21 protein-coding genes and 1 tRNA gene are annotated in these 20,017 nt (G+C 61.2%); 13 read left to right on the forward strand and 9 right to left on the reverse strand.

What is annotated here, in order from left to right; genetic code table 11:
* Nucleotides 1-97: 97 nt before the first annotated feature.
* The 4 genes from FHS83_RS07710 to FHS83_RS07725 form a co-directional block, all read right to left on the reverse strand.
* Nucleotides 98-904 (reverse strand): metal ABC transporter permease, encoded by an 807-nt coding sequence (locus tag FHS83_RS07710; RefSeq protein ID WP_167082413.1) that lies wholly within the window; start codon nt 902-904, stop codon nt 98-100.
* Nucleotides 894-1,604 (reverse strand): metal ABC transporter ATP-binding protein, encoded by a 711-nt coding sequence (locus FHS83_RS07715; RefSeq protein ID WP_167082414.1) that lies wholly within the window; start codon nt 1,602-1,604, stop codon nt 894-896. The genes FHS83_RS07710 and FHS83_RS07715 overlap by 11 nt, the downstream gene beginning before the upstream one ends.
* Nucleotides 1,604-3,034: a nitrilase-related carbon-nitrogen hydrolase gene (locus tag FHS83_RS07720; protein WP_167082415.1), complete on the reverse strand. Its 1,431-nt coding sequence runs from the start codon at nt 3,032-3,034 to the stop codon at nt 1,604-1,606. Before FHS83_RS07720 ends, FHS83_RS07715 begins: the two co-directional genes overlap by 1 nt.
* Nucleotides 3,035-3,125: 91 nt before the next feature.
* Complete coding sequence (locus tag FHS83_RS07725) at nt 3,126-3,626, reverse strand: flagellar basal body-associated FliL family protein (protein WP_167082416.1); 501 nt, start codon at nt 3,624-3,626, stop codon at nt 3,126-3,128.
* 71 nt (nt 3,627-3,697) lie between these two features.
* On the opposite strand from FHS83_RS07725, the gene FHS83_RS07730 reads away from it, so the two are divergent.
* The 8 genes from FHS83_RS07730 (at nt 3,698) to FHS83_RS07765 (ending at nt 10,195) form a co-directional block, all read left to right on the forward strand.
* The gene (locus FHS83_RS07730) at nt 3,698-4,888 is read left to right on the forward strand and encodes a PQQ-dependent sugar dehydrogenase (RefSeq protein ID WP_167082417.1); all 1,191 of its coding nucleotides are present in this window, start codon (nt 3,698-3,700) and stop codon (nt 4,886-4,888) included.
* Nucleotides 4,885-6,051, forward strand: a complete 1,167-nt coding sequence (locus FHS83_RS07735; protein WP_167082418.1) for a PQQ-dependent sugar dehydrogenase — start codon at nt 4,885-4,887, stop codon at nt 6,049-6,051. Before FHS83_RS07730 ends, FHS83_RS07735 begins: the two co-directional genes overlap by 4 nt.
* A 159-nt stretch (nt 6,052-6,210) precedes the next feature.
* Nucleotides 6,211-6,286 (forward strand) — tRNA-Ala (locus FHS83_RS07740).
* A 158-nt stretch (nt 6,287-6,444) separates the two neighbouring features.
* On the forward strand, nt 6,445-6,753 hold the full coding sequence (locus tag FHS83_RS07745; protein WP_167082419.1) for a YggT family protein: 309 nt from the start codon (nt 6,445-6,447) through the stop codon (nt 6,751-6,753).
* Between the two features lie 10 nt (nt 6,754-6,763).
* Nucleotides 6,764-7,042 (forward strand): DUF167 family protein, encoded by a 279-nt coding sequence (locus FHS83_RS07750; protein WP_167082420.1) that lies wholly within the window; start codon nt 6,764-6,766, stop codon nt 7,040-7,042.
* Nucleotides 7,039-7,938 carry a bifunctional methylenetetrahydrofolate dehydrogenase/methenyltetrahydrofolate cyclohydrolase FolD gene (folD, locus tag FHS83_RS07755; protein WP_167082421.1) on the forward strand — a complete coding sequence of 300 codons (900 nt, stop codon included), beginning with the start codon at nt 7,039-7,041 and terminating at the stop codon, nt 7,936-7,938. Before FHS83_RS07750 ends, folD begins: the two co-directional genes overlap by 4 nt.
* A 257-nt stretch (nt 7,939-8,195) precedes the next feature.
* Nucleotides 8,196-9,623: an ActS/PrrB/RegB family redox-sensitive histidine kinase gene (locus FHS83_RS07760; RefSeq protein WP_167082422.1), complete on the forward strand. Its 1,428-nt coding sequence runs from the start codon at nt 8,196-8,198 to the stop codon at nt 9,621-9,623.
* A gap of 41 nt (nt 9,624-9,664) precedes the next feature.
* A complete protein-coding gene (locus FHS83_RS07765) occupies nt 9,665-10,195 on the forward strand; it encodes an ActR/PrrA/RegA family redox response regulator transcription factor (RefSeq protein ID WP_167082423.1) in 531 nt (176 codons plus the stop codon).
* Nucleotides 10,196-10,263: 68 nt separating this feature from the next.
* Here FHS83_RS07765 and FHS83_RS07770 read toward each other — a convergent pair whose 3' ends face one another.
* The 5 genes from FHS83_RS07770 to FHS83_RS07790 form a co-directional block, all read right to left on the reverse strand.
* On the reverse strand, nt 10,264-11,787 hold the full coding sequence (locus FHS83_RS07770; RefSeq protein ID WP_167082424.1) for a carboxylesterase/lipase family protein: 1,524 nt from the start codon (nt 11,785-11,787) through the stop codon (nt 10,264-10,266).
* A 124-nt stretch (nt 11,788-11,911) separates the two neighbouring features.
* Entirely contained in the window at nt 11,912-13,417 is a 1,506-nt protein-coding gene (locus FHS83_RS07775) for a carboxylesterase/lipase family protein (protein WP_167082425.1), read from the reverse strand.
* Nucleotides 13,418-13,517: 100 nt separating this feature from the next.
* Nucleotides 13,518-13,961: an MmcB family DNA repair protein gene (locus FHS83_RS07780; protein WP_167082426.1), complete on the reverse strand. Its 444-nt coding sequence runs from the start codon at nt 13,959-13,961 to the stop codon at nt 13,518-13,520.
* Between the two features lie 266 nt (nt 13,962-14,227).
* Nucleotides 14,228-14,827: an imidazoleglycerol-phosphate dehydratase HisB gene (hisB, locus tag FHS83_RS07785; protein ID WP_208414291.1), complete on the reverse strand. Its 600-nt coding sequence runs from the start codon at nt 14,825-14,827 to the stop codon at nt 14,228-14,230.
* A gap of 92 nt (nt 14,828-14,919) precedes the next feature.
* Nucleotides 14,920-15,939 (reverse strand): Ntn hydrolase family protein, encoded by a 1,020-nt coding sequence (locus FHS83_RS07790; protein WP_167082428.1) that lies wholly within the window; start codon nt 15,937-15,939, stop codon nt 14,920-14,922.
* A 32-nt stretch (nt 15,940-15,971) separates the two neighbouring features.
* Between FHS83_RS07790 and hslV the strand changes: the two genes are divergently transcribed.
* The 5 genes from hslV (at nt 15,972) to metK (ending at nt 19,932) form a co-directional block, all read left to right on the forward strand.
* Nucleotides 15,972-16,517 carry an ATP-dependent protease subunit HslV gene (gene hslV, locus FHS83_RS07795; RefSeq protein ID WP_167082429.1) on the forward strand — a complete coding sequence of 182 codons (546 nt, stop codon included), beginning with the start codon at nt 15,972-15,974 and terminating at the stop codon, nt 16,515-16,517.
* Between the two features lie 72 nt (nt 16,518-16,589).
* Nucleotides 16,590-16,865 (forward strand): type II toxin-antitoxin system VapB family antitoxin, encoded by a 276-nt coding sequence (locus FHS83_RS07800; protein WP_167082430.1) that lies wholly within the window; start codon nt 16,590-16,592, stop codon nt 16,863-16,865.
* Nucleotides 16,865-17,257: a type II toxin-antitoxin system VapC family toxin gene (locus FHS83_RS07805; RefSeq protein WP_167082431.1), complete on the forward strand. Its 393-nt coding sequence runs from the start codon at nt 16,865-16,867 to the stop codon at nt 17,255-17,257. The genes FHS83_RS07800 and FHS83_RS07805 overlap by 1 nt, the downstream gene beginning before the upstream one ends.
* Before the next feature lie 39 nt (nt 17,258-17,296).
* Nucleotides 17,297-18,601: an ATP-dependent protease ATPase subunit HslU gene (gene hslU / locus FHS83_RS07810; protein ID WP_167082432.1), complete on the forward strand. Its 1,305-nt coding sequence runs from the start codon at nt 17,297-17,299 to the stop codon at nt 18,599-18,601.
* A 140-nt stretch (nt 18,602-18,741) separates the two neighbouring features.
* Complete coding sequence (gene metK, locus FHS83_RS07815; RefSeq protein WP_167082433.1) at nt 18,742-19,932, forward strand: methionine adenosyltransferase; 1,191 nt, start codon at nt 18,742-18,744, stop codon at nt 19,930-19,932.
* The last annotated feature ends 85 nt before the right edge of the window (nt 19,933-20,017 follow it).

Raw genomic sequence — 20,017 nt, forward strand, 5'->3', positions numbered from 1 at the left:
CATCCCCCGGCGCCCGCGCACCGATCCAATTGATTTATCGCGCCTATTTTTTCAAAGCGGAAGAGGGATTCCGTGTCTTAGCTTAACGTTTGCGCCGCTAGCGCCGCGATAGGGCAGCCGCCACATGGGTCAACGCGAAAAGCGCGCCTGCGGCAAGCACAATGGAGGGACCGGCGGGCGCATCGGCGGCATAGGCGGCGGCAAGTCCAAGCGGGGCCGAGACCGCGCCAATCGCCGTCGCCCACAGCGCCATGGCTTCCGGCGTGCGCGCCAAAGGCCTTGCCGCGGCCGGCGGAATGAGCAGCAGCGCCACGATCAAAAGCGCGCCGACAACTTTCAATCCGAAGGCGACCAGAAGTGCAGTGAGAATAAGAAACGCCGTCTGGGTGAGGGGGCTCGATTTGCCTTCCGCCGCCGCGATGGCACCGCCCACCGCGCTGCGCAGCAGGGGCTTCCAGAGAACCGCCATGGCGAGCAGGACAGCGATCCCCGCCGCCGCGATGCCAAAGATGTCTTTTTCGGTGAGGGCCAAGACATCGCCAAAGAGATAGCCCAAGAGATCCGCGCGCACGGTTTCCATCAGCGAGAGCACAATGAAGCCCAGCGCCAGACCCATATGGCCGATGATGCCGACAAAGGTCCCGGCCGGAATGGTGCGGTCGCTGGCGCGTGACATGACCAGGGCGGCGATGACCGCCAAAGCCGCTGTGCCCCAAAGCGCGTTGACCCCGATCAACAACCCGACCGCGGCGCCCAGAAGCCCCATATGGGCAACCGATTCCCCGACATAGGCCATACGCCGCCACAGGATGAAGCAGCCCACCGGGCCTGAGGCTGCCGCCAGAAGCCCTGCCCCCAGCGCGGCGCGCCATAAGAATCCATCGAAGAGGAAGCTAGTGGTCATGGCTATGATCGTGGTGATGTGGATAGACGGCGAAGGCCCCGCGGGCGCCGAACAGCTCGATAAAGGCGGGGTCCTGCACCACGCTATGCGCATCGCCTTCGCAGCAGACATGGTGGTTGAGGCAGATCACGCGATCCGATTTGGCCATCACGATATGAAGATCATGGCTGACCAGAAGAATGCCGCATTGAAGCTCGTCGCGCAGTTCCGCGATCAACTGATAAAGCGCGGCTTCGCCAGCCACATCGACGCCGGTCAAAGGCTCATCCAGCACCAGAAGATCTGGCTTGGCGGCGATGGCCCGCGCCAGCATCACCCGGGCAAGCTCACCGCCTGAAAGGGCCGAAACCTGGCGCTGGCCGGTGGCCTCATCGATACCGACGCGGCGCAAGGCTTTCTCGCGCGCCGCTCTATCGGCGAAGAGGTCCAGGAAGCGGTTGACGGTGATGGGCAGCGACAGGTCGGGGGCGAATTGCTGCGGCACATAGCCGATGGAAAGCCCGGGCTTGCGGATTACCTCGCCGCTCGAAACGCGCATCAAACCCAGTAGCGCTTTTAAAAGGCTGGTCTTGCCTGAGCCATTCGGCCCGATCAGGGTGACGATCTCGCCCGCATGGAGGACAAGCGAAACGTCTTCCAGGATAACGAGACGCCCAGCGGTGAGCCGCAGGTTCCTCGCCTCGATCAGCATATCGCCCATCAAATCTTCTCCGGCCGGGGCTTTGCGAAAACCGCCACCGCCAACAGAAGCAATGACAACGCCAGGGCAAGATACGCAAGGCTGTCGCCGATCTGGCCGTAAAGTGTTTTGCCGGGCCCGCGCGGAAGGTCGCCGCGCAAAAGCACCATGCCGCCCTTCGCGGTGCTGTCGACCGCCAGAACGCGGCCATAGGCATCGCTCAAGGTCAAAAGCCCATCATTGGCGGAACGGGCGACGGCAAAACCGTTTTCCACCCCGCGTAGGATGGCCAGCCGCGCATGCCAGATCGCATCGCGGTCGAAATCCCAGGCGGGCACGGCATAAAGATTGGGTCCCAGAAGCGCGTCGCCGCGCAGCATCTCGGGGAAATCCATATCCTTGCAGATGGCGATGCCGGTGCGCTCGCCGGTCATATAGCTCTGCGCGCCGGGCACGAAGGTGCTTTCCAGCCCCGGCACGAGGTGCCGTTTGACATAGCTTTCCGGCGCCATGCCATTGGAGAAATAGACGAGGGCGCTGTTCTTGCGGGCCTCGCCGCGTTCATCGGCGCCCGCCACCACCATGGCATGGCTCATATGGGCCAGGGTCTCGAACTCGGCATTGACCGCGCCTTTCCAGGCCGGGCGCAAGACAAAGATCTTTTCCGGGAAGATGATCAGATTGGCGTTTTGGGACGCCAGCGCTTTTCCGGCTTGAGCATAGGCTTTGACGACTGTAAGCGCACTTTTCTCGTCATCCTTCAGGCCGGTGCGGACCAGGCTGTCATCAGCAGCAAGGCCCACGCGCACACTCTCGGTCTTGGGCGCGTTCGCCATGCGGATATGGCCATAGCCAAGATTGAGCGCCAGCACCGCCAGCGCGAGGAGGGCGAAGCTTTGCGCGCGGCGGGCAATTCCCATGGCCAGCGCAGCGGAGAAAAGGCCCATCACCGCGGTGATCGCCCAGAGGCCGAACACGGAGGCGCCCTGGATCATCCAAGGCATCTCGATCTGGCTATAGGCGGGGGAGGAGGCCGCGCCGTTCGGACCCTGGCTCAAGAGATAATCGGCAGCCGTCCAAATCGCCGCGAAGGCGATGATCCCGGAAATAGGGGCGACACGGCGGGCCACATAGCGCGCGCCTGCAACCGCCGCCGTAAAGCCCAGTGCCGGGGTGAGGATCGCCATGACAAGCACGATGGCGGGCAGGGTGCCGGCATAGGCAGAAAGAATATTCGCCGTGCCGATGGCCGAAGCGATAAAGGCCGCCAGCGCCGCGAGCCAGCCCCGGCTCTCGCCACGAAAGGCAAACCACAGCACGGGAACAGGGGCGAGAAGGGCCAATACCCAGGAAAACCCAGGTGAAGTTGTTACCGCGCCGCCAAGTCCCATCGAGGCGAATATCGCAATGCCGCTGAGGCCAGCCGAAAGGGCCGCGAGAAGCAGGGTCATGGATGTGTCCTAAAGCCGGAAGGTGGGCATGCAACAGGAACGGGCCGCCATTATGGCAGAACCCGGCGATGCCGCCATGACGGAGCCCCGGTTATTTATTGAGCCGGATCATCACCTGGGCGAGAAGCACCTTGGCGCCCTTCGCGGCGAGGTAGCGGTCGGTCACCGCCTGGAGTTTGTCCGCCAAATCCGTGACTTCCGGCTGACGATAAGCACGCGTATTGATCGCGGCGAAAGCCATCAGGCTGCGCACATAGGCATCGCGCAGGCGGGGCATTTCGGTGTTCACCCGCTCGCGCAATTGCGCGTTGGGAATGTCGAGCCCGATGCCGACCATCAAAAGCCCCTGCGGACGTGAGCCATCCATGATCGAGGCATAGAAGGGCTCCAGCATCACATAGCTTTCAGACTGCGTGATCTTGTGTGTCGCGGGCTTTTTCTTCTCGTCTTTTTTCTCGCCCGACTTCTCTTCCTTCGCGTCATCCTTCTTGGACTCGCTGGCGTGAGATTTCTCGCCGCCTTCCGATGCCCAAGCTTTTTGGGCCGGCAACGCCAGGGAAAGGAGCATCAAAAGGAAGAGAGCTTTGCGCATGACACAGTGTTCCTCCTTTAGGCTTTAGCGCGACTTGGTAAACTCAAGATGAAGATGAGGTGGGACCTGCGATGATCTTAGGATTTAAGGCCAAATTCCTCCGCGTAAGCCTTGCCGCCACCGCGATTGTTGGGGTTCCGGCGTTTTCAGCCGATGCGCCGGGGCAGCGCTTTTCGATTTCCCCCGCGAGCCTTCCCGCCCCTTACGCCACCCCCGGTGTGGCCAATAATTCCCAAGTGATCCCCCGCCCGGCCGGGGCCCTGCCGCAAGTTCCCAAGGGGTTTTCGGTGGAGCCCTATGTTACCGGCCTCTCCAATCCGCGCTTCATGGCGCTGGGGCCTGCTGGGGAAATCTTTCTCACCGAATCCGGCGCCAACAAGGTGACGGTGATCACAAATGGTAAGCCCGCCACTTTTCTCGAGGGCTTCAACCGCCCCAGCGGCATCGCGGTGCATCAGGGCGCGCTCTATATCGGCGATCTTGATGCGGTCTGGCGTATCGATCTGAAAACCAAAGCCAAGACGCGGATCACCAAGGATAGTTTCGGCGGCAATAGCGGCCACACCACGCGCGATATCACGTTCGGGCCGGATGGAACGCTCTATCTCGCCATCGGCAGCGCCTCCAATGTGGCTGAGGAGAATGCGCCGCGTGCCTCCGTGCAGGTGGTCGGTAAGGACGGGCATTTAAAACCCTTCGCCACCGGCACCCGCAATCCCGTCGGCATCGCGATCTATCCGGGCTCGAACACGCTCTATGCCACGGTGAATGAACGCGATGGCTTGGGCGATGGCCTGCCGCCCGATTATCTTTCAAGCTTGAAACAAGGCGATTTTCTCGGTTGGCCTTATGCCTATATCGGCAAGCATCCCGATCCAGATTACGGCAGCAAACGTCCCGAGCTTGTCGCCAAAACCAAAACGCCGGAGGTTTTGTTCCAGCCCCATTCCGCGCCCTTGGCGCTGGCGTTTTATGAAGGCAGCCAATTTCCGGCGGAGTACAAAGGCAATGCCTTTGTCGCCCTGCATGGCTCCTGGAACGCAGGCAAGCCCACCGGCTACAAGGTGGTGCGGGTGAAGTTTGCCAATGGCAAACCCGAAAACGCTTATGAGAATTTCGTCACCGGTTTCTGGGCCAAGGGTGGTGAGCCTGCGGAAGTCTGGGGCCGACCGGCGGGGCTTGTGGTCGACAAAGATGGCAGCCTTCTCATCGCCGATGACGCAGGCAAGACCATCTGGCGCGTGCGGTACAGCGGCAGATGAAAAAAGCCCTTCTTCTGGGGGCGGTGATGTTTGCGGGCCAGGGTTTGGCGGAAGATCTGCCGGGCCAGCGATTTGTTGTGGATGCACATAAACTGCCCAGGCCTTTTGCAACGCCCGCCAAAGACAATGGCGGCAATATGGTGCCGCGCCCCAATGGGGTGATGCCGAAAGTGCCCAAAGGCTTTGTCATCGAGCCTTATATTAGCGGCCTTGATAATCCGCGCTTCATGGCGCTGGGGCCGGACGGCGTGTTCCTCGCGCAATCCCGCGCCGACAAGATCACGCTCCTAAAAGGCGGCAAGGCCTATCCCTTCGCGGCGGGATTTCATTATCCCCATGGCCTCGCGGTGCGGAACGGCGCGCTTTATGTCGGCGATCTCGATGCGGTGTGGCGGATCGATCTGAAAACCAAAGCCCGCACGCGCGTTACCAAGGATAGTTTCGGCACCCGCAGCTATCACATTACCCGCGACATCGCGTTTGACTCTCAAGGTGCGCTCTACATCGCCATCGGCAGCGCCAATAACGTCGCCGAGGAAAAGCCGCCGCAAGCAACCGTGCAGAAGGTCTCGCCCGATGGGCATATGAAAACATTTGCCGCGGGGCTTCGAAATCCCGTCGGCATCGCGTTTTATCCCGGCACGGATGATCTTTATGTCACCGCCAATGAGCGCGATGGTTATGGCGATGGCTTGCCGCCGGATTTTTTCACCAGCCTCAAGGCGGGTGATTTCCTCGGCTGGCCTTATGCCTATGCCGGGCCTCACCCCGATCCTGATTTCGGCGCCAAGCGGCCCGATCTTGTCGCCAAAACCAAAACCCCGGATGTGCTCTTTCCCGCCCATTCCACCGCTCTGGGGCTCGTCTTCTATGACGGCCAGGCCTTTCCCAAGGACTATCGCGGCGATGCCTTCATCGCGCTGCACGGCTCCTGGAATTCCGGCAAGCCGACCGGCTTCAAGGTGGTGCGGGTGCGCTTCAAGGATGGCAGGCCCGAGCGGGGGTACGAAAATTTCGCCACTGGTTTCTGGCTGAAGGGCGAGTCGCCGCCAGTGGTCTATGGCCGCCCCGCCGGGCTCTTGGTGGACCGTGACGGCTCGCTCCTGATCGCCGATGACCAGGGCCGCACCGTCTGGCGGGTGCGCTATGCCGGCGGGCGCTGACCCGGCGCTTTGCGGATTTCCGCGAAAATCCGGGGGTGTGGCAGAAAAAATAGCTCCAGCGGCAATGCGTTGTGCGATCCTGGCTTGACAGAGGAAAGCCAGCTTCCCTACATACGCGCCCCTGCCCCAAATACCCAATCGGGCAGGAACCCTTGGCAAGGGGCTGTAGCTCAGTTGGGAGAGCGCCTCGTTCGCAATGAGGAGGCCAGCGGTTCGATTCCGCTCAGCTCCACCAGCCTTCGCCCGCTTTGCGGGCTACGGCTTGGCAAGCCCCCCCTGTCCATTTCGTGCCCCCTACCATTTCGTGAACCGCTCTTTCGCCCTTGGCCCGTGTCCTGTCTTGCGGGCGGGCGGCGAACAGGTTAGGTCGTCAGCACCTCGTGGAGCGCGCATATGTACGGCCCCCTGAACAATCCTTTTGTCTGGCTGATCGTCACCCTTTTGGACCTCTATTCCTGGGTCGTCCTGGCGGCGGTGATCATGAGCTGGCTGCTCGCCTTTAACGTGGTGAATTACCACAACAATATCGTGCGCAGCATTATGCGCTTCCTCGATATTCTGACCGAGCCGGTGTTCCGCGCGGTGCGCAAGGTGATCCCCACCATGGGTGGCCTCGATCTGTCGCCCATCGTGGTCTTCCTTGGCATCGTCTTCCTGCAGAAGCTGGTGATCTGGCTGGCCTTCCACTTCCTGGCCTACTGACGTTTCCCTGATGGATGAAACCGTCACCTTCCATGTCCGGCTCACGCCCAAAGGCGGGCGCGACGCGGTGGAGGGCTGGGAAACCGCTTCCGACGGCAGCCGTCATGTGAAAGCGCGGGTGCGCGCCGTGCCCGAGGATGGCAAAGCCAATGCCGCGTTGGTGCAGCTCCTTGCCAAGACCTTGGGCGTGCCGAAATCGGCGATAGAAATTGTTGCGGGCGCCACCGCGCGCCTCAAACGCATTGAAGCTAGGGGCGAAAACTTGCGCGCCCGGTTGGAGGCCCTATGACCGCCCAAAATTCCAAAGCATCGATCATTGATGGCAAAGCTCATGCTGCCAAACTCAAAGCCTCCATTGCTGCCGAAGCGGCCAGGCTGAAGGCTGAGCATGGCTTGGTCCCGGGCCTTGCTACGATCCTGGTCGGCAATGATCCGGCCTCGGAAGTCTATGTTCGCAACAAGAACAAGACCGCCGAGAGCCTCGGCTTCAAATCCGTCCATCATCATCTTCCCGCTGATGTCAGCGAGGCCGAGCTGCTCGCGCTGGTCAAAGCGCTGAACGCTGATCCTAGCGTGCACGGTATTCTGGTGCAGATGCCCCTTCCTAAGCATATTCGCGAGGAAGCCGTGCTCGACACGCTTGATCCGGCCAAGGATGTGGATGCGCTCACCCCCTATAATGCCGGGCTCCTGCTTTCGGGTCGCGCACATCTGGTCTCCTGCACGCCGATGGGCGTGATGATGCTGCTTAAGGAGACGATTGGCTCGATTGCCGGGATGGAGGCGCTGGTGATTGGCCGCTCTCTCCTCTTCGGCAAGCCCGCTGCGCAGCTTCTTCTCGCCGCCAATGCCACTGTCACCATGGCTCATTCGCGCACCAAGGATCTCGCCGAGGTTTGCCGCCGCGCCGATATCCTGGTCGCCGCCATCGGCAAGCCGGAATTCGTCCGTGGGGATTGGGTCAAACCCGGCGCGACCGTGATCGATGTCGGCATCAACCGGGTCGATGCGGGGGACGGAAAATCCAAGCTCGTCGGCGATGTCGCGTATGGCGAAGCCGCCGAGCGTGCTGCCCATATCACCCCGGTTCCGGGCGGGGTCGGCGCCATGACCATCATCTGCCTGATGCGCAACACCTTGATCGCGGCAGCGGCTTTGGCGGGTCTGCCGCCGCTTTCGCTCTGATTTCAGGGACCTGAGATTTTGACCTTACGGGCGTAGCGCGTGTTACGTGTAAAAGCACAGCAATGACCCGATAAAAATTGTGGCCAAGTGACACCGCAGGACACAATTTGGCCTGTTTGCCGCACTATTTGGGCAGGGCCGTATTCTTTACGTGCTTGTAACGGAAGAAAATTCGGCCATGAAAACAAGGCCTAGTGTTGCGACCAATACGTATTGCGAAGTAGGTCGCACCCCTGGCTGATAAGGGCATGGAAACCATGTCGCAGTCGGCTAGTTCAGACATCCCGGAAGAAGAATCCGGTGGTCACTCTCGCGGATTTTCGGCCCCGCGCCCGCTTCCGATCGCCCCTGCCTCGGCGATACGGGGCCGGGTTCGTTTACGCACCCTGACCAATCTGCGCTGGATGGCGACCTGCGGGCAGACCGTGGCCCTCTTCCTGGTCTATTTCGGCTTCCAATATGATCTGCCGATCTGGGCCTGCCTGACCTGTGTGGTTTTCAGTGCCACCCTCAACATCATTCTGGCGCTGCGCTACCCGCCGCATCATCGCCTGACCAACCGCGAAGCCACCATCTACCTCGCCATAGACGTGTTGCAGCTCGCGGCGCTGCTTTATCTTACAGGTGGCATCTCCAACCCCTTCGCCATGATGTTCGTGGCCCCGGTGGTGATCGCGGCCTCGACCCTTAATCTCGGCAACACCATGATCCTGGGCGCGATCTCGCTCGCGGCTGCCTCGATCATCGCGGTGGTGCATGAGCCCCTTCCCTGGGCGGGTGAGCTGGTGCTGCCGGCACTCTATCAGGCCGGGTTGTGGGCCTCGCTGGTGCTCGGCATCGGCTTCACCTCGGTTTACGCCTGGCGCATCGCCTCCGAAGCGGCGCGCATGTCGGCGGGGCTTGCTGCCACCCAGCTCGCCCTTGCCCGCGAGCAGCGCCTCTCCACCATTGGCGCGCTGGCGACCGCCGCCGCCCATGAACTTGGCTCGCCGCTTGGCACCATCGCAGTGGTCGCCCATGAGCTGGAACGCACCCTTCCCGCCGGTTCCGCCGAAGCCCAGGACGCCCGACTTTTGCGCGCTCAGGCCGAGCGCTGCCGCATGATCATCATGAAGCTCGCCCGCCCGGATGAGCCCATGCTTGGCGGCACCGCGCGCCTTCCCATCTGCGCCCTGCTCGACGATATGGCCGATCAATATCGCGACGAGGAACTTGAGATCGTCATCACCGCCGTCCCCGGCGACCGCGATGCGCCCCAGCCGCAAGTCTGGCGCGCGCCGGAATTGCTGCATGGCCTCGGCAACATCATCGAGAACGCCGCCGATTTCGCCCGCACCCGCGTGCGTATCGAAGTCTCTTGGGATGGCCAGCGCCTGAAAGTTTCCGTCGAAGATGATGGTCCCGGCTTCGCGCCCGACATCATCGAACGCATCGGCGAGCCTTACACCACCTCGCGCCCCTCGAAATCCGCACCGGGCGCTGCCGAGATCAACCCGCCCGCGGCCAAGATCGGCAAGCAGGAAGGCATGGGGCTCGGATTTTTCATCGCCAAGACGCTGCTGGAGCAGACTGGCGGCACGGTCAAAGCAATCAACCCGCCCGGCGGCGGAGCGCGCGTCAGCGTCTCTTGGCCGAGAGGCCAGATCGATGGGGACAAAGAGCCGCCCCGGGGCGAGGAGGAATGAAAGTCTTCAACAACCTGCGAAACGAGTAAGGAACAAGAACAATGATGGAAGAAAAAACACTTCTGATCGTGGAAGACGACCGCCCGCTGCGCGAACGTCTTGCCAGGGCTATGGAAACACGCGGATTTATCGTGACGATCGCCGAAGGCGTCGCCGAGGGCAAAGCCCGCGCCAAGGAAGCACCCCCGGCCTATGCCGTGTGTGATCTGAAACTCGAAGACGGCAATGGCCTGGATGTGGTGGAAACGCTGCACACGGTTCGCCCCGATTGCCGCGTGGTGGTCTTGACCGGCTTCGGTAATATCGCGACTGCGGTCGCCGCCGTGAAATATGGCGCCGTCGATTATCTGCCCAAGCCCGCCGATGCGGACGACATTACGGCTGCCCTTCTGGCCGCGCCCGGCTCCAAGCCGAAGCCGCCGGAAAACCCGATGTCGGCAGACCGCGTGCGCTGGGAGCATATCCAGCGCGTGTACGAGCTCTGCGGCCATAACGTGTCCGAGACGGCCCGCCGCCTCAACATGCACCGCCGTACCCTGCAGCGCATCCTCGCCAAGCGCTCCCCGCGCTAGGCCTACCCACCTCGTTTCGCATCGCGTAAGCGGGAAAGTGATTTTGCTTTCCCGCTTGCACGACCCGCTTATTGCGGCAGCATGCTGAGATAGGGCCGGAAATCCGTGAAATTTCCGCGCTCCTTGATTTCGGCCTCACTGCCCAGGCGCTTCACCGTTTCCGGTGTGCCGTCGAACGGCTTCCAGTCCGATTGACGTTCGCCATTGGGATTTCCGGTTTTGGCGAAATTCGTCCAATAGCCGAGCATTTCGGCCTGAAGCGCCAGATCGTCCGCACTCCAATCGCGTTCTCCCGGCCATAAAAGACCATAGGCAAAACGGATTTCCGCACCATGCCCGGCCTTGCAGCCATAGCCGCAAGGAGATTCCTTGGGCGGTTCCACCGGCGAGTGGACATAGTGATAAAGATAAGTCGGGTCTGCCTTGGCATTCGCGCGCATTGTCGCCCAGCCAAAATGCTGCAAGCCGATCATATCGGTGACCAGGCGTTGGGCTGAGGCTTGGGCCTCATCATCACTCTTGCCGGGATATTGCGCGAGGATCGGCGGTGGAATCTGCGGCCCAAACAGCTTGTGCAATCCGGCTTCATAAGTGGCAGTCGTAATCGTCTTGGCGCCGAAGAAATCGCCCGCGAGATCTACACCTTCATCCGCATTCCATCCCAAAAGCACCGGGACCTTGTTCTGATGGCCTTTGGCAAAGCTGTCGCGCGGCGACTCCGTCAAGACAACGCCATCCGTGACGGGGAACGTCACCCAATCCTTTTTGAGAAGCTCCTCCGTGCTGAGCTTGCGCAGATCGGCCAAGCGTGACGTGCCCACGGTTTTGGCGGCGGCATCGGTGTTAAATTTCTCGGCCTCAGCCAGTGGCGGCAATGGACCCGACACACCGCTTTCGGAAATACCCCGCTGGAAAAGGCCGTTGGCCAAGGGGGAAACGGTCAGCGCGGCAACCGAACTGCCGCCAGCCGAACAGCCCGCAATGGTGACGTTGTTGGGATCACCGCCAAAGGCCGCGATGTTGCGCTTGACCCATTGAAGGGCCGCGATCTGATCGCGAAAGCCTTGATTGCCCGAAGCATGATCGGGGGATTCCGCGGAAAGCTCGGGATGCGCGAAGAAGCCGAACACACCCAGGCGGTAATTGATCCGTACCAGGATCATGCCCTTCTCCGTAAGAGCCTTGCCGCCGAGTGGGCCCCACTCGCTTCCGGTTCCGCTTGTAAGCCCGCCGCCGTGAATCCAAACCAGCACCGGATAAGGCTTTTTGCTTTTGGCATTTGGCGTGGTGATGTTCACGAACAGGCAGTCTTCGCTTCTTGAGTCTTTCACCCAGGTCGCAGTTTGAGAGCAGGCCGGGCCAAATTGGCTGGCATCGCGCACGCCCAGCCAAGGCTTCACCGGCTGCGGCGCTTTCCAGCGCAACTCGCCCACAGGCGGTGCGGCATAAGGAATGCCAAGAAAGCGGACGATGCCGTTTTCCTCCACGCCCTTCAGCTTGCCGCTATCGATGGTCACTTCGGGTGCGGATTGCGCCGCCGCACTTACCGCCAGAGCGGCAAACAGCGCCAAGCCGCAAAGCTTGCGAAACATGATGACGTCTCCCCTGCCTATATGTTTTGGGGAGAGCGTGGCGCGTAACGGCCGTCATCGCAAGCAGCGCGTGCGATAAATTACTTGCACGCGCATCGCGTTAAAGGTTGGGCGCCGCTCTGAGCTAGGGCATCATTTGCAGATAAGGCCGGAAGTCGGTGAAGTTCCCGCGCGCTTTTACTTCCGCGTCACTGCCAATCCGCAGCACAGTCTCTGGTGTCCCGTCGAAGGCTTTCCAGGTTGGTGTGGTTTCGCTGTTTGGGTTTCCGGTCTTGGCGAAGTTCGTCCAGTAGCTGAGCATTTGATCGGCCACTTTGCGGTCGTCAGCGGTCCAGGCGCGCGGCTCCAGGAAAAGCTGATCGAAGGCAAAGCGGATCTCCGCCCCATGACCAGCCTTGCAGCCATAGGTGCAGGGCGTTTTGGGCTCCGCGGGTGAATGGACGAAGAAATAGAGATAAGCCGGTTCGCTCTTGGTCTGGGCTTGCCAATTGGCCCAGCGATAATGGGTAAAGCCCATAATGTCGGTGACAAAGCGATAGGTTGAGCTTTGCGCGTCCGCGTCGGTCTTGCCGGGATAGGCCTGAAGAATGATGGCTGGCGCCGAGCCGCCGAAGACGCTGCCGATTACCGCGGCATGGTTGGCGGCGCTGAAGCTATTGGTGTGGAGTGTTTCGGCCGCCAAATCGAAGCCTTCATCGGCATTCCAGCCGAGCAGCATGGGCACATGGTTCCAGCGCCCCGCTATGTAGCTCGCTCTGGGATTTTCCGGCAGCACCGAATTATCGAGATGAACGGTCGGGCCCCAGGGCTGATGGATCAGGGTGTCGGCATCGATTTTGCGCGCCTCCGCGATGTGCTCAAGCTTCTGCTGGCGCAGGAATTCGCTGCCGCGCTTTTCGGCTTCGGCAAGCGCGAACATATCGCCTGCCGCGCCGCTTTCCACAATCGCGCGCTGGAAGAGGCCTTTAGCCTGCGGGGAGAGTGTCAGCAGCGAAACAGAACCGCCGCCTGCTGATTGGCCTGCGATGGTGACCCGCGCGGGATCGCCGCCAAAGGCTGCGATATTCTTCTGAACCCATTTGAGGGCCGCGATCTGATCGCGAAGGCCTTGATTGCCCGAGGCGTGGTCGGCTGCTTCGGCGGAGAGTTCGGGATGGGCAAAGAAGCCGAACACGCCTAAGCGATAATTGAGGGTGACCAGGATCACGTCCTTCTTCACGACGGAGTTTCCACCCTCCTTGCCCCACTGGCTGCCCGATCCGCCGAAAAAGCCACCTCCATGAATCCACACCATGACCGGATATTTGCCGGGCTTCTTCGGCGCCCAGACATTCAGCGTCAGGCAGTCTTCGCTTTGCGGCTCCTTGATCCAATTCACGATCTGGCGGCAGACCGGGCCAAATTCCGTGGCCTGACGAATGCCTTGCCAGGGTTTTACGGGCTGTGGTGCCTGCCAGCGCAAATCGCCCACTGGGGCTGCGGCGTAAGGAATGCCGAAAAAGCGCTGCACGCCGTCCGTCTCGCTGCCCGCAAGCGTGCCGCTATCGATGGTGATGCTGTGGGCATTGGCCGCAAGGCTGAAGGCAGCCGTCATCACCGCCATGGAGACGGCGCGGGGCAATAGGCGCATAGGCATTCCCTCAATCGTGTTCTGAGCCCGAAGGGCTATTTGTGCTTGTATAGATAAGCAGCCTTCCGCAACGGCGGGCTAAGCTCACGGCATCGTGAAGCTAAAGGGTTTGGGTGGCCGCCAGAATCTGGCTCAAGCGCTCCGCCGCCACCCGGGCGAAACTGAGCGTCACCGCCTTGCGGCGCGAGGGATGCAGCACCGTTTTCGGCGAGGGCCGCACAATGGCCCCGCCATAGCGGTCGGCGACGATCAGCCCGGTTTCCGGCGGGACATATTCATCGGGAAAATCAGGCGGGATGGCGAAATAGAAGAGCTCGCAGAACTCAAGATATTCGGGCCATTTGGTATCGCCTTTAAGGTCGGCGAGCGCGACCTTGATCTCGACGCCCACCATGGTGCCATCCGGCCCCAGCGCCGCCACATCCAGCCGCCGCCCATTGGCGAGTGTGAATTCCAGGATCGGCGAATAGCCTTCCTGAATCAAAAGGCGGCTAACCCCGCGCGCCACGCCAAGCGCATTTTCGCAAGAGCATCCGTTCTGCATGGGGTGATTAGAACGGAGAGGGAACGTGTGGTCAACAGAGAGGACAAGCTGACATTTCACCCTCCCCGTGAGGGAGGGTCGAAATTTGCGGCGCGCAGCGTTGCGAATTTCGGGGAGGGGTATGTCGCGCTCTGCACAATTGAAGCGAGTTTTTTATGCGCGTCGACGTTGCAACCCTAAAGCCTCCACGGCAGACCCCTCCCCGAAAAACACTGACGCGTTTTTCGACCCTCCCTCAGGGGGAGGGTTGAAGGAGCCAAATCGCCTCAATCCTCCTCGCCGAGCACGCCCTTGGTCGAGGCGACGCCGCCTTCCAGGCGCTCATCGGGGGTGATGGCCTGGCGCAGGGCCCGCGCGGTGCCCTTGAAGCAGGTCTCGACGATGTGATGGTTGTTCTCGCCGTAAAGATTTTCGATGTGCAGGCATATCCCGCAATTCTGCGCGAAAGCCTGGAACCACTCCTTGAAGAGTTCGGTATCCATCTCGCCAATCTTGGGGCGCGAGAAATCGACTTTCCAGACGAGATAGGGCCGGCCCGAAACGTCGATGGCGACGCGGCTGAAGGCTTCGTCCATGGGAATGGCGGCGGCGCCAAAGCGGGTGATACCGGCAAAATCGCCCAGCGCCTTTTTCACCGCCTGGCCGATGACAATGCCTGTGTCCTCGGTGGTGTGGTGGAAATCGATATGCAGATCGCCCTGCGCCCGCACTTTCAGATCGATCATGGAATGGCGCGCGAAGGCTTCCAGCATATGGTCCAGAAACCCGATGCCGGTGTCGATATCGGCCTCACCGGTACCGTCCAGGTCCAAAGAGACGGCGATCTCGGTTTCGCGGGTCTTCCGCTCCACAGTGGCTGTGCGCATGGGCGTCTCGCAAATCATTGACGGGTCTTCATAGCAAAGCCCGCCTTAAACAAGAACCAAAGCCTTCAGTTCTTTGAAGAACGTCGGGAGCGTTAGGCCGGATGGACGAAAACCTCGGTGACCGGGGTCGTGCCTGCCGTGCCCATTACCTTCAGCATGCCGGTGGCGGCATTGGCGATCATGACGAGGCGGCTATTCACATTGGCGATGGGGGCCTCGAACCAGGAAAGATTGTTCTCGCCGCCTTCCAGCAGCATCGCTTTTGAAAGCCGCCCCGCGCTGTCGATAGGCCGGGCCTTCCAGCCAAGCTCGCTTTCTTTCAGCCTTGTTTCGAAGGAATTGGCGGCGCAGACCCGCCCCTCATCCATTTCGCGCACGGCATAGGCGTCCTCGGTCCGCTCGATCACACAGCCTTCGCCGGGTCGGGTGCCGCTCAGGGTGAAAATGGCAGGCACGGCCAAGGGGCTCATCATCAGCAGGGATTTGGCGGAAAGAAAGTCTTTGGCGCTCTCAAACACCCGGCGAAGCAAATGCACCGGCGGCAGCGCGCGGGTGGAGGCGGTTTTGACCCGCCCGGAAATCCAGGCCCCGGCAAAGCCGCCCGCATGTTTGCGCCGTGGCGCCTGGTTCAAGGCGGCGGCGAAACGCTCCGGCGCCATAGCCTGCAAAACGCCAGAAAATCCCGGCCAGGTCACCGAAAAATAGTCCCCCGCCTGATGGCGGAACTGGGCGACCACGGGAAATTCCCCCAGCCGCGGGAAGGGCCAATCGAGAACACGGCGTAAGAGCGGCCCCGAACTCGTTGCCCAGGCGCCCGAGGTGCAGCCCCACTCGACGCAAGTGTTGAGGACATAGGCCCCGGGGCGGCGCAGCGCCGAAGCGATCAGGCCGATTTCCTCCAGATAGGGGTTGTTTGCCTTGGCGAGCCAGCGGCGCGAGGCGGCATCGGTCAGGCTGGCGATCAGGTGGCCCGGCCCCTTGCCGACCAGCGACAGCGCGCCATCGGCGAGCAGATGGGCCTCTTTGCGGAAAAGATAGAGCAGCTCCAGCGGCGAGTAGCCGCGAAGGTCCACATAAGGGATTTTCGGCAAAGTTTTGCGCAAGGCCTGCATATTCGCGAATCCCACCCTATATTCGCACCACTATGACCGATCAAAAATGGCGTTCTACCACCATCCTCTCCGTCCGTAAGGGCGGAACCGTAATCGTCGCCGGTGACGGCCAAGTAAGCTTGGGCCCAACCGTGATGAAATCCAATGCCCGCAAGGTGCGAAGACTTGGCAAAGGCGATGTTCTGGCCGGTTTTGCCGGGGCGACGGCCGATGCTTTCGCCCTCTTCGAGCGGCTGGAAGCCAAGCTGGAGCAGCATCCGGGCAATCTGGCGCGCGCATGCGTCGAACTCGCCAAGGATTGGCGTACCGACCGGTATTTGCGCCGCCTTGAGGCGATGATGGCTGTGGCTGATGCCAAAACCTCGCTGATCCTTTCTGGCACCGGCGATGTGGTCGAACCCGAAGACGGCATCATCGGCATCGGCTCAGGCGGGGTCTATGCCCTCTCGGCAGCGCGCGCCCTCATCGATCTCGATTTTTCCGCCGAGGAAATCGCCCGCAAGGCGATGAAAATCGCAGGCGATATCTGCATCTACACCAATGAGAATGTGGTGCTCGAAAGCCTGAAAACCGGCTGAACCCGGTCAGGAAGCCGCTTGGTTGAGGCTTTTCCGGCGTGGATGTAGGATGGCGCCGGATAAAGGTGACCCATGAACGTCCGGATCAGCGACCCCAAGATCGACCAACTCGCTGCTGAACTTGCCAAGCGGACAGGCGAAGACCCAACCGCGCTGGTGATCCGTACCCTGGAGGAACGGCTGCAGGCCGAGCCTGTGCCGCTGCGGGACGAAGCAGCGGTGCGCGCGGATCGTGAAAAACGCAAAGCGGAAATCCTTCAAATCCTCGCGCGAATCGACAGCATGCCGGTGGTGGATAACCGCCCGCCGGACGAATTGCTGTACGATGCGCAGGGGCTGCCCGGCTGATGGTGGTTGATAGTTCCGCGATCTTTGCGATTTTGCTGAACGAGCCGGAGAGGTCCCTGTTTCTCGATGCAATCCTGTCCGCAAAATCGGCATCCCTTTCGGCGGTAACACTCCTCGAATGCCGGATTGTCGCCTTGCGCAGAACAGGTAGGGATTGGGATACCGAGTTATCGGGACTTCTTCAGCGGCTGCCGCTGACAATCATTCCTTTCGACGACAAGCAGTCGGTTCTTGCGGCGGAAGCCTTCCGGGCCTTTGGCAAATCACGTCATAAGGCAGCACTCAATTTTGGTGATTGCATCTCCTACGCCCTCGCCAAATCGCGCGGCGAACCTCTCCTCTATAAAGGCACAGACTTCGCCGAAACCGACATAGCGTCAGCCTTGGCGTGAAACTGGACAGCGCGCCCCTTCGCTCCCATATACCTTCCTATGACTGCTGCATTTACCCCCCGCGAAATCGTCTCGGAACTTGATCGGTTCATTATCGGCCAGCATGAGGCCAAGCGCGCTGTAGCCATTGCGCTGCGCAACCGCTGGCGGCGTCAGCAGCTTTCGCCCGAATTGCGCGATGAGGTGCTGCCCAAGAACATCCTGATGATCGGACCGACCGGTGTCGGCAAAACCGAAATCTCGCGCCGTCTGGCCAAACTCGCCCAAGCGCCATTCCTGAAAGTGGAAGCGACCAAATTCACCGAAGTCGGCTATGTCGGGCGCGATGTGGAACAGATCGTGCGCGATCTTCTTGAAGCCGCCATCGCTCAGGTGCGCGAGAAAAAGCGCCGCGAGGTGGAAGCCAAGGCGGAAGATCTCGCCGAAGACCGCATTGTGGAGGCTTTTGCCAAATCCACCGCGTCTTTGCGCGATACCTATAGAAAACAGCTGCGCGCGGGCGAGCTCGAAGATCGCGATATCGAGATCGAGATGAAGGACGCCGGCGGGATGCCGCAATTCGAAATTCCCGGCATGCCCAACGCCAACATCTCCATGGTCAATATCGGCGATATTTTCGGTAAGGCCTTTGGCGGCCAGAAGAAGCCCCGCCGCATCAAGGTGAAAGATGCGCGCCCGCTCATTCTCGCCGAGGAGGCCGATAAGCTCCTCGATAACGATGCCATCACCCGCGAGGCGATCGACGTCACCGAGAATAACGGCATCGTGTTTCTGGATGAGATCGACAAGATCACCGCGCGTTCCGATATGCGCGGCGGCGGTGATGTTTCCCGCGAAGGCGTGCAGCGCGATTTGTTGCCCCTGATCGAAGGCACTACGGTCGCCACCAAGCATGGCCAGGTGAAGACCGATCACATTCTCTTCATCGCCTCGGGCGCATTCCACATCGCCAAGCCCTCTGACCTTCTGCCGGAGCTGCAGGGGCGCTTGCCCATCCGCGTCGAATTGAAGGCGCTGACCCGCGACGACTTCAAACGCATCCTCACCGAGCCCGAAGCCAGCCTGATCAAGCAATATGTGGCGCTGATGGCCACCGAAGGCGTGAAGCTCGAGGTCACTGAGGATGGCATCGCGGCCATCGCCGATGTCGCCGCCTTGGTGAACGACACCGTGGAGAATATCGGGGCGCGGCGCCTGCAAACCATCATGGAGCGGGTGCTGGACGACATCTCCTTTGTGGCGAGCGAAAAACAGGGCGAAACGGTCACCGTGGATGCGGCTTACGTCCGCGCCCGGGTGGACGATTTGGCCAAGGACCAGGATTTGTCCAGGTTCATTTTGTAAAATCTGCGCTTCGGCGCCGCATCTCCTGTGAAAACATATGCAGAAATCTGCATATGCTTATTGACCCCCGGGGAAATTGCTGCGAGGAGTCCGCCCAAACGGAGCGCCACCCGGGGTGTGCGCGAGCAAGAGGGCATATCATGGCGCGGCTGAATTACCTGTTCACCAGCGAAAGCGTGTCGGAAGGTCATCCGGATAAGGTCTGCGACCGGATCTCTGACGAGGTTGTGGATCTGTTCTTCCGGGAAGGCCCCAAAGCCGGGTTCTCTCCTTGGGATATCCGCGTGGCTTGCGAAACGCTCGCGACCACCAATCGCGTTGTGATCGCCGGTGAGACCCGCGGTCCCGCCTCCATCACCCCCGCCATGGTCGAAGCTGTCGCCCGCGCCGCCATCAAGGATATCGGCTACGAGCAGGACGGCTTCCATCACGCCAATGCCAAGGTGGAAGTGCTGCTGCACTCCCAGTCCCCCCACATTGCCCAGGGCGTCGACGCCGCTGGCAATAAGGACGAAGGCGCTGGCGACCAGGGCATCATGTTCGGTTATGCCTGCAACGAGACGCCCAGCCTGATGCCGGCGCCGATTTTCTACAGCCACAAGATCCTGGAACTGATGGCTGCCGCCCGCCACTCCGGCAAGGCCCCGCAGCTCGGCCCCGACGCCAAGAGCCAGGTGACCGTCCGTTATGAGAACGGAAAGCCGGTGGAAGTGACCCAGATCGTGGTCTCCACCCAGCACCTCGACGAAAAGCTCACCTCGGCCGACGTTCGCGCCATTGTGGAGCCCTATGTGCTCGAAGCTCTGCCGTCCGGCTGGGTCAATGCCAAGACCGTCTGGCACGTCAACCCGACCGGCGCCTTCGTGGTCGGCGGCCCGGATGGCGACTGCGGCCTGACCGGCCGTAAGATCATCGTGGACACCTACGGCGGTGCAGCCCCCCATGGCGGCGGCGCCTTCTCCGGCAAGGATTCCACCAAGGTGGACCGTTCGGCTGCTTATGCCGCGCGCTACCTCGCCAAGAACGTGGTCGCTGCCGGCCTCGCCGACAAGGCCACCATCCAGCTCGCTTACGCGATCGGCGTCTCCGATCCGCTCTCGGTCTATGTCGATACGCATGGCACCGGTAAGGTCGATGAAGCCAAGCTGGAAGCGATCCTGCCTGAGCTCGTCTCGCTGAAGCCGCGCGGCATCCGCGAGAAGCTCGACCTCAATAAGCCGATCTTCGCCCGCACCGCCGCTTATGGCCATTTCGGCCGTACGCCGGATGCCGAAGGCGGCTTCTCCTGGGAAAAGACCGATCTGGTCGAAGCCCTCAAGGGCGCGTTTTAATTTTGCCGGACCTGCGCTAATGCAGGTCCGAGCAGCCGACTGGCTGCCGCGCCCCGTGGCGCGAGCCCAGCGGCGCGTGAGCGTA

The sequence above is a fragment of the Rhizomicrobium palustre genome (assembly GCF_011761565.1).
GTDB lineage: Bacteria > Pseudomonadota > Alphaproteobacteria > Micropepsales > Micropepsaceae > Rhizomicrobium > Rhizomicrobium palustre.

Coding starts and splice junctions, on each gene's coding strand:
- FHS83_RS07710 (WP_167082413.1), bottom strand. CDS start 904: ATGACCACTAGCTTCCTCTTCGATGGATTCTTATGGCGCGCCGCGCTG.
- FHS83_RS07715 (WP_167082414.1), bottom strand. CDS start 1,604: ATGGGCGATATGCTGATCGAGGCGAGGAACCTGCGGCTCACCGCTGGG.
- FHS83_RS07720 (WP_167082415.1), bottom strand. CDS start 3,034: ATGACCCTGCTTCTCGCGGCCCTTTCGGCTGGCCTCAGCGGCATTGCG.
- FHS83_RS07725 (WP_167082416.1), bottom strand. CDS start 3,626: ATGCGCAAAGCTCTCTTCCTTTTGATGCTCCTTTCCCTGGCGTTGCCG.
- FHS83_RS07730 (WP_167082417.1), top strand. CDS start 3,698: ATGATCTTAGGATTTAAGGCCAAATTCCTCCGCGTAAGCCTTGCCGCC.
- FHS83_RS07735 (WP_167082418.1), top strand. CDS start 4,885: ATGAAAAAAGCCCTTCTTCTGGGGGCGGTGATGTTTGCGGGCCAGGGT.
- FHS83_RS07745 (WP_167082419.1), top strand. CDS start 6,445: ATGTACGGCCCCCTGAACAATCCTTTTGTCTGGCTGATCGTCACCCTT.
- FHS83_RS07750 (WP_167082420.1), top strand. CDS start 6,764: ATGGATGAAACCGTCACCTTCCATGTCCGGCTCACGCCCAAAGGCGGG.
- folD (WP_167082421.1), top strand. CDS start 7,039: ATGACCGCCCAAAATTCCAAAGCATCGATCATTGATGGCAAAGCTCAT.
- FHS83_RS07760 (WP_167082422.1), top strand. CDS start 8,196: ATGTCGCAGTCGGCTAGTTCAGACATCCCGGAAGAAGAATCCGGTGGT.
- FHS83_RS07765 (WP_167082423.1), top strand. CDS start 9,665: ATGATGGAAGAAAAAACACTTCTGATCGTGGAAGACGACCGCCCGCTG.
- FHS83_RS07770 (WP_167082424.1), bottom strand. CDS start 11,787: ATGTTTCGCAAGCTTTGCGGCTTGGCGCTGTTTGCCGCTCTGGCGGTA.
- FHS83_RS07775 (WP_167082425.1), bottom strand. CDS start 13,417: ATGCGCCTATTGCCCCGCGCCGTCTCCATGGCGGTGATGACGGCTGCC.
- FHS83_RS07780 (WP_167082426.1), bottom strand. CDS start 13,961: ATGCAGAACGGATGCTCTTGCGAAAATGCGCTTGGCGTGGCGCGCGGG.
- hisB (WP_208414291.1), bottom strand. CDS start 14,827: ATGCGCACAGCCACTGTGGAGCGGAAGACCCGCGAAACCGAGATCGCC.
- FHS83_RS07790 (WP_167082428.1), bottom strand. CDS start 15,939: ATGCAGGCCTTGCGCAAAACTTTGCCGAAAATCCCTTATGTGGACCTT.
- hslV (WP_167082429.1), top strand. CDS start 15,972: ATGACCGATCAAAAATGGCGTTCTACCACCATCCTCTCCGTCCGTAAG.
- FHS83_RS07800 (WP_167082430.1), top strand. CDS start 16,590: ATGAACGTCCGGATCAGCGACCCCAAGATCGACCAACTCGCTGCTGAA.
- FHS83_RS07805 (WP_167082431.1), top strand. CDS start 16,865: ATGGTGGTTGATAGTTCCGCGATCTTTGCGATTTTGCTGAACGAGCCG.
- hslU (WP_167082432.1), top strand. CDS start 17,297: ATGACTGCTGCATTTACCCCCCGCGAAATCGTCTCGGAACTTGATCGG.
- metK (WP_167082433.1), top strand. CDS start 18,742: ATGGCGCGGCTGAATTACCTGTTCACCAGCGAAAGCGTGTCGGAAGGT.